This is a genomic window from Agrococcus sp. Marseille-Q4369, from assembly GCF_018308945.1.
Lineage (GTDB): Bacteria > Actinomycetota > Actinomycetes > Actinomycetales > Microbacteriaceae > Agrococcus.
The window spans coordinates 1,073,837-1,086,548 of record NZ_CP070501.1 but is presented as its reverse complement, the minus strand read 5'-3'; the positions used below and the strand labels follow the sequence as shown (position 1 = coordinate 1,086,548).

At 73.1% G+C, this 12,712-nt stretch carries 10 protein-coding genes; 7 read left to right on the top strand and 3 right to left on the bottom strand.

Going from position 1 to position 12,712, the window contains the following annotated elements; genetic code table 11:
* Positions 1-49: 49 nt before the first annotated feature.
* The 3 genes from JSQ78_RS05475 to JSQ78_RS05465 all read left to right on the top strand — a co-directional run bounded on the left by JSQ78_RS05475 (position 50) and on the right by JSQ78_RS05465 (position 2,715).
* On the top strand, positions 50-958 hold the full coding sequence (locus JSQ78_RS05475; RefSeq protein WP_211450018.1) for a MetQ/NlpA family ABC transporter substrate-binding protein: 909 nt from the start codon (positions 50-52) through the stop codon (positions 956-958).
* Positions 959-1,027: 69 nt separating this feature from the next.
* Entirely contained in the window at positions 1,028-2,059 is a 1,032-nt protein-coding gene (locus JSQ78_RS05470; RefSeq protein WP_026373932.1) for a methionine ABC transporter ATP-binding protein, read from the top strand.
* Entirely contained in the window at positions 2,056-2,715 is a 660-nt protein-coding gene (locus tag JSQ78_RS05465; RefSeq protein WP_026373933.1) for a methionine ABC transporter permease, read from the top strand. The genes JSQ78_RS05470 and JSQ78_RS05465 overlap by 4 nt, the downstream gene beginning before the upstream one ends.
* Positions 2,716-2,750: 35 nt before the next feature.
* Here JSQ78_RS05465 and JSQ78_RS05460 read toward each other — a convergent pair whose 3' ends face one another.
* The 3 genes from JSQ78_RS05460 to JSQ78_RS05450 are packed head-to-tail and all read right to left on the bottom strand — an operon-like array spanning position 2,751 to position 6,255.
* Entirely contained in the window at positions 2,751-3,239 is a 489-nt protein-coding gene (locus tag JSQ78_RS05460) for a tetratricopeptide repeat protein (RefSeq protein ID WP_211450016.1), read from the bottom strand.
* On the bottom strand, positions 3,236-5,299 hold the full coding sequence (locus JSQ78_RS05455; RefSeq protein WP_211450015.1) for a prolyl oligopeptidase family serine peptidase: 2,064 nt from the start codon (positions 5,297-5,299) through the stop codon (positions 3,236-3,238). The genes JSQ78_RS05460 and JSQ78_RS05455 overlap by 4 nt, the downstream gene beginning before the upstream one ends.
* 35 nt (positions 5,300-5,334) lie before the next feature.
* The gene (locus tag JSQ78_RS05450) at positions 5,335-6,255 is read right to left on the bottom strand and encodes an Lrp/AsnC family transcriptional regulator (RefSeq protein WP_211450013.1); all 921 of its coding nucleotides are present in this window, start codon (positions 6,253-6,255) and stop codon (positions 5,335-5,337) included.
* A 236-nt stretch (positions 6,256-6,491) separates the two neighbouring features.
* On the opposite strand from JSQ78_RS05450, the gene JSQ78_RS05445 reads away from it, so the two are divergent.
* From JSQ78_RS05445 to JSQ78_RS05430, 4 genes are read left to right on the top strand one after another with little or no spacing between them, the layout of a single operon-like run.
* The gene (locus JSQ78_RS05445; RefSeq protein ID WP_211450011.1) at positions 6,492-7,841 is read left to right on the top strand and encodes an MFS transporter; all 1,350 of its coding nucleotides are present in this window, start codon (positions 6,492-6,494) and stop codon (positions 7,839-7,841) included.
* A gap of 1 nt (position 7,842) precedes the next feature.
* Positions 7,843-9,510 carry an amidohydrolase gene (locus JSQ78_RS05440; protein WP_211450010.1) on the top strand — a complete coding sequence of 556 codons (1,668 nt, stop codon included), beginning with the start codon at positions 7,843-7,845 and terminating at the stop codon, positions 9,508-9,510.
* 20 nt (positions 9,511-9,530) lie between these two features.
* Positions 9,531-11,132 carry a thiamine pyrophosphate-binding protein gene (locus JSQ78_RS05435; protein WP_211450531.1) on the top strand — a complete coding sequence of 534 codons (1,602 nt, stop codon included), beginning with the start codon at positions 9,531-9,533 and terminating at the stop codon, positions 11,130-11,132.
* Positions 11,129-12,694, top strand: a complete 1,566-nt coding sequence (locus tag JSQ78_RS05430) for a zinc-binding metallopeptidase family protein (protein WP_211450008.1) — start codon at positions 11,129-11,131, stop codon at positions 12,692-12,694. The genes JSQ78_RS05435 and JSQ78_RS05430 overlap by 4 nt, the downstream gene beginning before the upstream one ends.
* Positions 12,695-12,712: the final 18 nt, after the last annotated feature.

Below are 12,712 nucleotides of genomic sequence, written 5' to 3'. Positions count from 1 at the left end.
GTCTGATTCCTAGCGTTGGGGGAGTCCCATCCCACGAAGGAGTCCGCCCATGTCCACCCGACGCATCCGCCCGTTCGCCATCGCCGGCTCGCTCGGCCTCGCCGCCGCCCTCGTCGGCTGCAGCGCGAGCGCCGGTGCCGGCGACGCCGCCGCGGCCCTCGGCTCGGCCGACAACCCCGTGCAGCTCGGCGTCGTCGGCGCTTCCGAGCCCTACTGGGCCACCTACGAGGAGGCCGTCGAGGCCGAGGGCATCGAGCTCGACATCGTCGACTTCACCGACTACAACCAGCCGAACCCCGCCGTGAGCGAGGGCGAGCTCGACATCAACCAGTTCCAGCACATCATCTACCTCGCGAACTACAACGTGCAGGCGGGCGACGACCTGCAGCCGATCGGCTCGACCGCGATCTACCCGATCGGGCTGTACTCCGACAAGTACGCATCGCCCGACGAGATCCCCGACGGCGCCGAGGTCATCGTGCCGAACGACGACACGAACCAGGCGCGCGGGCTGCTCGTGCTGCAGTCGGCCGGGCTCGTCGCGCTCGAGGGCGGCGGGAGCCCCTACTCGACCGTCGCCGACGTCATCCAGGAGGAGTCGCGCGTGACCGTGCGCGCCGTCGACGCGGCGCTCACCGCGACGTCGCTGCCCGACGTCGCCGCGGCGATCATCAACAACGACTTCATCACCGACGCGGGTCTCGCGCCCGAGGACGCGATCGCGCAGGACGACCCGAACGACCCCGCGGCCGCGCCCTACATCAACATCTTCGCCACGACGGCCGAGAACGCCGACGACGAGGTGCTGAACCGCCTGGTCGAGATCTACCAGACGAACGAGGACGTGCAAGCGGGGGCGCTCGAGGCCTCGGGCGGCTCGGGCATCTTCACCGTCACGCCGAAGGCCGACCTGCAGGCCGCGCTCGAGGCCGTGCAGGCGGAGCTCGAGCAGCGATAGTCGACGGCGCGGGGTGGGGGTCGACTGGGCTCCCGCCCCGCTCCTGCACCACGAGCGAGAGGAAGCGGCATGGCCGAGCACATCGTGATCGACCGGGTCTCGAAGCGGTTCCCGTCCGCGAAGCGCGGCGGCGACGAGATCGTCGCGGTCGATGACGTCTCGCTGCGCATCGAGCAGGGCGAGATCTTCGGGATCATCGGCTACTCGGGTGCCGGCAAGTCGACGCTCGTGCGGCTCATCAACCAGCTCGAGCCCGTCTCGAGCGGCCGGATCACGATCGGCGACGTGCCGATCACCGAGCTGCGCGGCCGGCGGCTGCGCGAGCAGCAGACCGGCATCGGCATGATCTTCCAGCGCTTCAACCTGCTCACCTCCCGCACCGTCGCCGGCAACGTCGGCTACCCGCTCGAGGTCATCGGCGTCGCGCGCGCCGAGCGCCGGCGGCGGGTCGCGGAGCTGCTCGAGTTCGTCGGGCTCGCCGGCCGCGCCGACGCCTATCCCGAGCAGCTCTCGGGCGGGCAGCAGCAGCGCGTCGGCATCGCGCGCGCCCTCGCGACGAATCCGCAGGTGCTGCTCGCCGACGAGGCGACGAGCGCGCTCGACCCCGAGACGACCGTCGAGGTGCTCGACCTGCTCGCGCGCGTCAACCGCGAGCTCGGCGTGACGATCGTCGTGATCACGCACGAGATGGAGGTGATCACGCGCATCGCCGACCGGGTCGCGGTCATGGAGGAGGGCAGGGTCGTCGAGGTGGGCGCGACCTACGACGTCTTCACCCGTCCCGCGACGAGCGTCGCGAAGCGCTTCGTGCAGACCGTCGTGCGCGCGCTGCCGGCCGGCGACGAGCTCGAGCAGCTGCGCGCGAAGCACGAGGGCCGCCTCTTCACCATCTCCTTCACCGACGAGGGCGCCTCCGAGGCGCGCGTGTTCTCGGCACTCGCGAAGGCCGGCGTCGACTTCAACCTCGTGCACGGCGGGGTCGACGACATCCAGGGCCGCGTCTACGGGCTGCTGACGATCGCGGTGCGCGGCGACGCGGACGCCGTCGCGTGGGCGCTGCAGCAGGTCGGCGGCGGCGTGCGGGTGGAGGAGCAGCGATGAACGAGCTCGCGAGCATCCTCCCGACGCTCCTCGAGCAGACCGGGATCATGCTGTGGATCGTGGCGGTCTCGCTCATCTTCGGCGGGCTCGGCGGGCTCGTGATCGGCACGGGCCTCTACGTCACCCGGCGCGGCGGCATCCTGCAGCAGCCCGTCGTCTGGTGGGTGCTGAACGTGCTCGTGAACACGTTCCGACCCATCCCCTTCATCATCTTCCTCGCGGCGATGCAGCCGATCGGGCGCCTCGTCGTCGGCAAGGGCATCGGCACCGAGTACGCGATCTTCGCGATCGCGCTCGCCGCGACCTTCGGCATCGCGCGCATCGTCGAGCAGAACCTCGTGTCGATCCCGACGGGCGTCATCGAGGCGGCGCGCTCGACCGGCGCGAGCCCCTGGCGCATCATCCGCACCGTCATCCTCCCCGAGGCGCTCGGGCCGCTCGTGCTCGGCTACACCTTCGCGGTCATCGCGATCGTCGACATGTCGGCGGTCGCGGGCCTCGTCGGCGGCGACGGGCTCGGCAACTACGCGATCACCTACGGCTACCGCCAGTTCGACCCGCTCGTGACGTGGTCGGCGCTGCTCGTGATCGTCGTGGTGGTGCAGCTCATCCAGGTGCTCGGCAACTGGCTCGCGCGCCGCATCATGCGGCGCTGAGAGCAGCCCTGCCTCAGCAGCGGGCGGCGCGCGCGTCAGACGGGCGGATGCGTGAGGTCGGCTGCGTAGGCGAGCACCGACCGGCGGTAGATCGGCAGCGTCGGCGCGAGCGCTTCGAGCGCGACCCGGAGCGCCTCGTCGTGCCGGCCGGCGCCGTGGAGCGCGAGCGCGAGGAACGCGTCGCGCGCCGCGCCCGTCGAGGGATGCGCGGGCGCGGCCTCGAGCATCGCGATCGCCTCGTCGATGTGACCGAGGTTCCGCAGCGTCGAGGCGTGCTGGATGACGAGCTGCGCGGCGCGCGCGGTGTCGGCCTCAGCGAGCCCGGCGTCGGCGGCGGCGCGGTAGAGCACATCGGCCTCCGCCTCGCGCCCCGCCGAGTCGTGCGCGCCGGCGAGCTCGAAGAGCCCGACCGCGACGTGCGGTGCCTCTGCGACGAGCCCCTCGATCCGCTCGATGCGCGTGTCGTCGTCGATCGACTCGTCGTCGTAGAGCGCGTCGACGCGCGCATCCCACTCGGTCGTCACGCGAGCTCGAGCCCCGTGTGGTGCGCCGCGAACGCGAGCTGGTCGGCGAACTCGAGCGCCGCCGCGTCCTTCGGCTTGCCCATGCCGTGCCCGGCGCGCGTGTCGACCGAGAGGAGCACGGGCGCGTCCGAGGCCGAGGCCGCCTGGGCGCGCTGCAGCTCGGCGGCGAACTTGAACGAGTGCGCGGGCACGACCCGGTCGTCGTGGTCGCCGGTCGTGATGAGCGTCGGCGGGTAGGCGACACCGGCGCGCACGTTGTGGAGCGGCGAGTAGGCGCGGAGGTACTCGTGCGCCTCGGCCTCGTCGGGGTCGCCGTAGTCGCTCGCCCACGCCCAGCCGATCGTGAAGCGGTGGTAGCGCAGCATGTCGAGCACGCCGACGCCCGGGAGCACCGCCGCCCAGAGCTCGGGCCGCTGCGTGAGCGCCGCGCCCGCGAGCAGGCCGCCGTTCGAGCGGCCGTGCAGCGCGAGCTGCTCGCGCGTCGTCACGCCGGTCTCGATGAGGTGCTCGGCGATCGCGAAGAGGTCGTCGAAGACCTGCTGCTTGCGCTCCTTCGTGCCGCCCTTGTGCCACTCCGAGCCGAACTCGCCGCCGCCGCGCAGGTTCGGCACGACGAGCACGCCGCCCGCGTCGACCCACGCCGCGAGCACCGCGCGGAAGGCCGGGTTCATCGGGATGTTGAAGCCGCCGTAGCCCCAGATGAGCGTCGGGCGGGGCGCGTCGCCCGCGTCGCCGGCCGGACGCACGAGGAACGCCGGCACCTGCTGCCCGTCGCTCGAGGCGGTGCGGATGCGGTGGGTCACCGCGCGCGGCGCGGCCGGCCCGGGCGTCGCGAGCGTGCGGTGCTCGACGAGGCGAGCGCCGTCGACGCGGATGACGTGGCGCGTGCCGCGGTCGACGAAGCTCGAGGTGGAGGCGAAGACGGTGCCGCTGCCGCTCGACGACTCGGAGCCGGTGATCGAGACGCCCTCGCCGAGCGGCACCGCGTCCCCGAGCTCGCCGTCGAGGCTCGCGAGCTGCATGCGGTGGCTCGCGTCGTGCGAGTACTCGAGCACGAGGCCGCGCTCGGTGAGGCTCGCGTCGAGCAGCACGTCCTCGGGGTGCTCGGGCACGATCGTCGACTTCTCGCCGGTCGCGAGGTCGAAGGCCGCGAGCCGGTAGCGCGGCGCGCCCTCGTCGGTCACGGCGAAGAGACGGCCGCCGCGGATGCCGATCGCGCTCCACTCGTGGTCGTGGCCCTCGACGAGCTGCCGGAGCGCGCCCTCGCCGTGGCGGCGCACCGCGAGGTCGTTCCCGCTCGACGAGCCGGTGTCGGTCGAGAGCACGAACCACTCGTCGTCGCGCGGCCAGTGGCGCGCGAACAGGCGCGGCTCCTCGGGGCGGGAGAAGAGCACGGCGTCGTCGGCGGGGTCGGCGCCGATCTCGTGCCGCATGAGCCGGCCCGCGCCCATCTCGTCGGTGAGCGCGTCGCCCGTCGGGGCGTCGTAGGCCCAGTAGCTGAATGCGCGGCCGCCGGGCAGCCACACGGGCGGGTTCCACTTCGACCAGGCGATCTCGTCGGCGAGGTCCTCACCGGTCGCGACGTCGCGCACGCGGATCGTGCGCCAGTCGGAGCCGCCGTCGGAGATGCCGTAGGCGAGCAGCGCGCCGTCGGGCGAGACGCTCGCGACGTTGACGGCGACCGTGCCGTCGGCCGAGAGCGCGTTCGGGTCGAGCAGCACCCTCGGCTCCTCGCCATCGGCGCCGTCGAGCCCGTCCACCGAGTCGGCGACCACGAGCACCGGCTGGTTCTGCTCGCCGCCGTGCCAGGCGAAGACGCGGCCGCCGCGCTCCCACGGGCAGCCGCGGGTCGGCGCCGTGAGCAGCGCCGAGACTCGCGCCCGGAACGCGTCGCGCGAGGGGAGCGCCGCGAGGATCGGCTCGGCGAACGCGTTCTGCGCCTCGATGAATGCGTGAGTCTCGGCGGAGTCGCCGTCCTCGAGCCAGCGGTACGGGTCGGCGATCGCCTCCCCGTGGATCGTCTCGACCGTGCCGTCTCTTCTCACCTCGGGATAGCGCATCCGGCCACCCTACGTCCGTGTCGGCCTGCGTCGCGTCAGCGCGCGAGGATGCGGCCGAGGGTGCGCGCGTAGTCCTCCTTGATGACGTCGTAGTGGCTCCACGACTCGAGCGCGCTCACCTGCTCGATGCTGCGCAGCTCCTCGATGACGTCGAGCAGCGGCGCGGAGGCGGGGCCCGAGACGGTCGCGATGAAGTCGAAGACGCCGTGCGAGCGAGCCGCGAAGTCGATCGCAGCCGAGCCGAGCAAGTAGTCGCGGATGGGCGCGGTGCCGCCGATCGCGGTGATGCCGATGCCGATCGCGAGCCGGTTCGGGGAGGGTCCGCCCGCCTGGATCGCCGAGATGCGCAGCACGCCGGCGTCGATGAGCCGGTGCACGCGCGCCCTCGCCGACGAGGGGGACAGGTGCACCGCGTCGGCGAGCGCGCGGTAGCTCGCGCGGCCGTCCTGCTGCAGCTGCGCGATGAGCGCCCGGTCGAGCTCGTCGAGCACGACCTCGTCGCGGCGCTTCGAGACGAAGAAGCCCTTGAGCACCTCCGCGTACGTCGTCACGCGCACGCGCCGCACGGTCGGCAGCCCCCGCATGCCGTCGAGCGCCTCGTGCAGCTCGGTCACGCTCCCGTGGCGCGACTCGACGACGAGCGGGAGCGCGCCGCTCGTCATCGAGACGAAGACGGCGTCGGGCAGCTCGGCGACGAGCTGCGCGACCGGCCGCACGGGGCCGTCGACCGCGAGCATCGTGTGCACGAGCACGTGGTGCCCGACGACGCCGGGGTCGAGCGCCGCGACGACGCGCAGCCCGTCGCGGTGCAGCCGCTGCAGCCGCTGCGAGACGAGGTCGCGGCTCGCGCCGACCGTCGCGGCGAGCTCGCTGATGCTCGCGCGGCCGTCGGCCTGGAGCGCGCGCGTGAGCGCCGCGTCGATCCGGCTGCCGTCCCTGCCGCCCTCCGCTGCCATGCTCGCTCCTCATCGGTGTGGCGAAGTCCGCGCTTCTGCGGCGCGAGCGGCGCAGATCGCCGGTGCTCGCCATCGTACGTGACGCATCCTCGGTCGGATGCGTCTGCTCGCGCGCACATCGTCGGTGCGGCGGGCGCTCCCGCCGCAGATCTGGGGTCGCGGCATCCCGCGGCCTGGCCTATCGTCATCGCATCGCCGCACGCAGTGCTGGCGCATCACTGAGCGAGGGAGCTCTCATGACCACCGCCGCCGCGCACCCCAACACGCACCGCCGCGCGCTGAAGTCCGGCACCGCTGCAGCGGTCGGCACCACGATCGAGTGGTACGACTTCTACGTCTACGCGACCGCCGCGGCGATCGTGTTCCCGACCGTCTTCTTCCCCGACGCCGATCCCGCGATGGGCACGCTCGCATCCTTCGCGACCTACGCGGTGGCGTTCTTCGCCCGCCCGCTCGGCGGCATCATCTTCGGCCACGTCGGCGACCGGCTCGGCCGCAAGCCCGCGCTCACGATCACGCTCATGCTCATGGGCGTCGCGACCGTGCTCGTCGGCCTCGTGCCCGACTACAACACGATCGGCATCGCCGCGCCGATCCTGCTCATCGTGCTGCGCATCTGCCAGGGCCTCGCGGTCGGCGGCGAGTGGGGCGGCGCGAGCCTCATGGCTGTCGAGAGCGCCCCGCCGAAGTGGAAGACCTTCTACGGCGGCTTCACGCAGATCGGCAACCCGCTCGGCGCGCTGCTCGCGACCGGCGCCTTCTGGATCCTCGCCGCGATGGGCGACGACGTGCTCCTGACGTGGGGCTGGCGCGTGCCGTTCCTCGCGAGCATCGTGCTCATCGGCGTGGGCCTGTGGGTGCGCTGGCGCGTCGAGGAGACGCCGGTGTTCGAGGAGAAGGTGCAGGAGCGCCAGCAGTCGACGCCGCTCGTCTTCGCCCTCAAGAACAACTGGTACCCGATGCTGCTCGGCTTCGGCATGGTCGGCATCGCCTCGGGCGGCTACTACCTCGCGACGACCTACGTGCAGAGCTACGCGACGTCGCCCGAGGTCGGCCTCGAGGCCGCGATCATCCTCGGCGCCATGACGGTCGCGTCGTTCGTCGAGGCGCTCGTGACGCTGCCGCTCGCCTACCTCGGCGACAAGTTCGGCCGCAAGCGCCTCATGTACCTGGGCATCGGCCTGTCGGTGCTGCTCATCGTGCCGCTCATCCTCGCGATCGGCGCGCACGAGGTCGCGCTCATCTACGTGCTCGTCTCGGCCATCCGCCTGACGATGAGCGGCACGTGGGCGCCGCTGTCGGCCCTCATGTCGCAGATGTTCCGCCCGCAGTCGCGCTACACCTCGATGTCGCTCTCGTACGGCGTCGGCGCCGCGGTGTGGGGCGGCCTGTCGCCCGTCGTCGCCGCCGCGCTCTTCGCCGCGACCGGCAACATCTGGACCGTCATCGGCCTCTACGCCTTCCTCGGGCTCGTCGCGTGGGTCTCGACCTACCTCGCGCCGCAGCACTCGGACGAGGCACCCGTGACGCAGTCGTTCGAGCCCCGCCTCGACACCACCGCCATCCGCAACCCCAGGGAGCAGTGACGTGCGCCGCCTCGCGACCTTCGACGACCGGGACTCGCGCCCGACGATCATCACCGCCGACCGCATCCTGACCGTCGACGACGCGCAGCCCGAGGCGCGCGCGATGCTGACGGCCGGCGGCCGGATCCTCGCGATCGGCGAGCTCTCCGAGGTCGAGGCGGCCGCGGCCGGGATGGACGCCGAGCGCATCGACCGGCCGGGGACCACGATCGTGCCGGGCTTCGTCGACGCCCACGCGCATCCGCTCATGTACGGGCAGCTCCTCACCTGGATCGACGTGTCGCCCTCGAAGGCCGGCTCGATCCCCGAGATCGTCGAGCTGCTGCGCGAGGGCGCGAGGCGGCTGCCGGCCGGCGTGCCGATCCGCGGCTACGGCTACGAGCAGCGCAACCTCGCCGAGCGCCGCCACCCCACGCGGCACGAGCTCGACGAGGTCGCCCGCGACCGCGAGGTGTACGTCATGAACGCCTCCGGGCACGGCGGCGTCGTGAACTCCTTCACGCTCGAGCGCTACGGCGTCACGCGCGAGACCCCGAACCCCGAGGGCGGCGAGTTCTTCCGGGATGCATCGGGCGAGCTCACGGGGGAGCTCTCGGATGCGGCGTGCAACGTGCTCACGGGCCTCTCCGGCGTGAAGATCGGCCACCACGGGCCGAACTTCCACCTCGCCGATGAGCCGGCCGAGCACCAGCGGCAGCTCGACCTCGTGCAGCGCGAGTTCCTCGCCGGCGGCGTGACCGCGATCGGCGACGCGCAGGTGTCGAAGCGCGAGCTCGCCGCCTACCTCGAGATGGCCGACCGCGGCGCGCTCTCGATGCGCGTCTCGATGTACTTCCTCTCCCACTTGCTCGACCAGGTGATCGAGCTCGGCATCACCGGCCCCTTCGGCAACGCCTTCCTCTCGGCGACGGGCATCAAGTTCTACGCCGACGGCACGCTCGGCGGCTGGACCGCCTACTTCCCCGAGGGCTACGTGGGCGACCCGTGCCGCACGGGGCAGCTCTACCACGAGCCGGAGGAGTATGCGGGGCTCGTGCGCCGCGCGCACGCCGCGGGGCTGCAGACCGCGACGCACGCGCAGTCGCCGACGGCGATCGCGATGGTCGTCGACGCGCTCGAGGCGGCGCTCGCCGAGCGGCCCGACGCCGACGCGCGCCACCGCATCGAGCACTGCGGCCTGCCCACCGAGGGCGACATCGCCCGCATGGCCGAGCTCGGCATCCGGCCCGTCAACCAGCCGCAGCACCACTACAACTGGGGCGAGGGCGTCGAGCAGGCGATCGGCACGCCCGGCGAGCGCTTCAACCCGCTCGGCGAGTTCGTCGCCGCCGGGGTGCCGGTGACGATCTCGTCCGACGCTCCCGTCGCCGAGCCGCGGCCGCTCGAGGCGATGCAGGCGGCCGTCACGCGCGTCACGCGCCGCGGCACGAAGCTCGGTCCCGACGCGCTGCGCATCGACGCGGCGGCGGCGCTCCGCGCCCACACGCTCGAGGGCGCCGTCTCGATCGGGCGCGAGCACGAGCTCGGCTCGCTCGCGGCCGGCAAGCGCGCCGACTTCGCGGTGCTCTCCGCCGACCCGCTCGCGGTGCCGGGCGAGGAGCTCGCGGCGATCCGCGTGCTCGAGACGTGGGTCGACGGCTCGGTCCGGTTCTCGACGGAGCAGCCGTGAGCACGGTCGGCCACGCCGTCATGGCGACGTTGCGCGCCTACGGCGTCGACACCGTCTTCGGCATCCCCGGCACGCACAACCTCGAGCTCTACCGGCCGCTCGCCGAGCTCGGCATCCGCCCCGTCACGACGAGGCACGAGCAGGGCGCGGGCTACGCGGCCGACGGCTGGTCGCAGCGCACGGGGCTTCCCGGCGTCGTCATCACGACGAGCGGACCGGGGCTGCTGAACGCGCTCTCGGCCGCCGGCACGGCGTTCGCCGAGTCGCGCCCGATGATCCTCCTCGCGCCCGGCCCCGAGCGCGGCCGCGAGTTCGCCGACGCGGGCACGCTGCACGAGACGAAGGACCAGCTCGGCGCTGCGAGCGCGATCGTCGAGCGGGCCAGCCGCGCCCAGTCGGCAGCCGAGGCCGTCGAGGCGGTGCACGACGCGTTCGCGCGCTTCGCGACCGGCCGGCCCCGGCCCGTCTACCTCGAGCTGCCGCTCGACCTGCTCTCGGAGGAAGCCGGGCTGCCCGAGAGCGACCTCGCGGCGCGCGAGCCCGCGCCCCTCCCCGCGGTCGACGCGGGCCTCGTCGCGGCCGCCGCCGCGCTGCTGCGCGGCGCGGCCGATCCCGTCATCCTCGCGGGCGGCGGCTCGCGCGGCGCGCGCGACGAGCTGCGCACCCTCGCCGAGCGGCTCGGCGCACCCGTCGTGACGACGCTCAACGGCAAGGGTGTGCTCGACGAGCACCACGAGCTCTCGCTCGGTGCGAACCTCCGCCTCGCCGCGGCCCGCGACCGGGCCCGCGACGCCGACGTGCTGCTCGTCGTCGGCTCGAAGCTCGGCGAGGCCGAGCTGTGGGTCGACCGGCTCGAGGCGCGCGGGCGCGTCATCCGCGTCGACGTGCTCGAGTCGCAGCTGCAGCGCAACCAGGAGGCCGAGGTCGGCCTCGTCGGCGACGCGCGCGCCGTGCTCGCGGCCCTCGTCGCCGAGCTCGGCGAGGGCGAGCCGCGCGACGCGGCCGCGGAGGTCGCGGCGACGCTCGAGCGCGTGCGCGCCGAGTCGGCCGAGCTCTCGCCCGAGAACGCCGCGATCGCCGAGGCGATCGCCGCGGCGCTCCCCGCCGACGCGATCGTCGCGACCGACTCCTCGCAGATCGCCTACTGGGGCCTCGTCAACGCGCTGCGCGTGCGCGAGCCCGGCACCGCGCTCTACATGGCGACCTACGCGACGCTCGGCTACGGCCTCCCCGCCGCGCTCGGCGCCCGCGTCGCGAGCCCCGAGCGGCCGACCTTCGCGGTCGTCGGCGACGGTGCCCTCATGTTCTCGGTGCAGGAGCTCATGACGATCGTCGAGCAGCGGCTCGACGTCACGGTCATCGTCGTCGACAACGGCGGCTACGCCGAGATCAAGCAGAACGAGCTCGACGCGGGCATCGCGCCCGTCGGCGTCGACCTCGCGCAGCCCGACTGGGCGAGGCTCGCGGATGCGTTCGGCGGCACGGGCCGTCGGGTCACCGACGCTGCGGGGCTCGGCGAGGCCGTCGACGCGGCCGTCGCCGCGGGCGGGCTGCAGCTCATCCACATCGAGCAGGCAGGGTTCGACGCCGGTCCGGCCGACATCGCAGGGGAGACGGAATGACGCAGCTGACCGCCGAGGCGAAGGCGACCGCGCAGGCGTGGATCGACGAGCACCTCGAGCAGCTCACCGCGTGGCACACCCGCATCTGGGAGCTCGCGGAGCCCGCGTGGCGCGAGTACCGCTCGCAGCGCTGGTACGTCGAGCTGCTCCGGGCCGAGGGCTTCGAGGTCGAGGACGGCTCGGCCGGCATGCCGACCGCCTTCAGCGCCCGCTGGTCGAACGGCGACGGCCCGACGCTCCTCACCTACGCGGAGTACGACGCCGTGCCGGGCAACAGCCAGGCGGCCTCGACGAGCGAGGAGCCGCGCGAGGGCCTCTCGCGGTTCGCGCCGGGCCACACCGACCCGCACTCGGCGCTCGGCATCTCGACCCTCGCCGGCGTGCTCGCGACGAAGCACGCGATGCAGCAGCACGGCATCGGCGGCACGCTCCACTACACGGGCGAGCCCGCCGAGAAGATGCACGGCTCGAAGGTCGTGCACGGCCTGCGCGGCTACTACGACGACGCCGACGCCATCGTCTCGTTCCACCCCTTCTACATGCTGCCGCTGTGCAACACCGCGCGGTGGGACACGCAGTGCGGCGCGTACTACTCGAAGGTCTACTCCTTCGTGTGCGACCACCCCGAGTCGTGGCAGCGCTCGAGCGCCGATCCGAACTCGCCCATCCCCGCCTCGCACTCCGCGGCGCGGGCGCCGGGCGCGAACGTCGCGCTCATGCAGATGTACACCGCCTCGCGCACGATGCTCGACTCGATGCTGCCCGCGACGGGCGGCTGGAGCTTCTCCGACGCGATCCTCACGGACGGCCAGGCGACCGCCGACAACCTGCCGCAGCGCGTCGCCCGCCTGCAGCTCTCGTGGCGCACGCCCGACGTCGAGATGGCGGAGCACATCCTCGCCGTGCTCGACCGCAACGCGCAGGCCGCGGCGATGATGGGCCACTGCGAGGTCGAGGAGCGCTGGGTCGCGCGCAGCCGCCCGGGCCGCACGAACCACGCGATGGCCGAGGTGCTCTACGCCAACCTCGAGGAGGTCGGCGCGCCGAGCTACGGCGCCGAGGCGATCGAGGTCGCGCAGGAGATCCAGCGGAGCCTCGGCCTCGAGCCGAGCGAGCGGCCGTTCCTCGCCGAGACCGAGCGGCTCATCGCGCCGCAGGAGGCGGAGCGGCTGCTCCGCGAGCACATGCCGGCGTGGCAGCGCAACTGGACGAGCGACGACTACGTCGAGATGTCGCACTACGCGCCGCTCGTGCGCTTCTACGTCTCCCGGCCCGCGCTGCAGCCCGTCGAGGGCGCGGGCCCGTACCCCGCGTGGGTCATGAACGCGCTCGGCGGCATCCCCGCGACGATCGCGCCGACGATCGTGACCGCCGGCAAGACGGTCGCCGGCACCTTCCTCGACCTCCTGACGCGACCCGAGCTGCTCGCGGCGGCGAAGGCCGAGTTCGAGGAGCGCGTCGCGGCCGAACCGATGCCGCCGCTCCTGCCCGCCGACTTCGAGCCGCCGATCGAGCTGCCCTGGCCCGACTACGCCGGCGCGGGCGACGCTCGCCGCTGGTAGCCCCACCGCCCCCGCAAC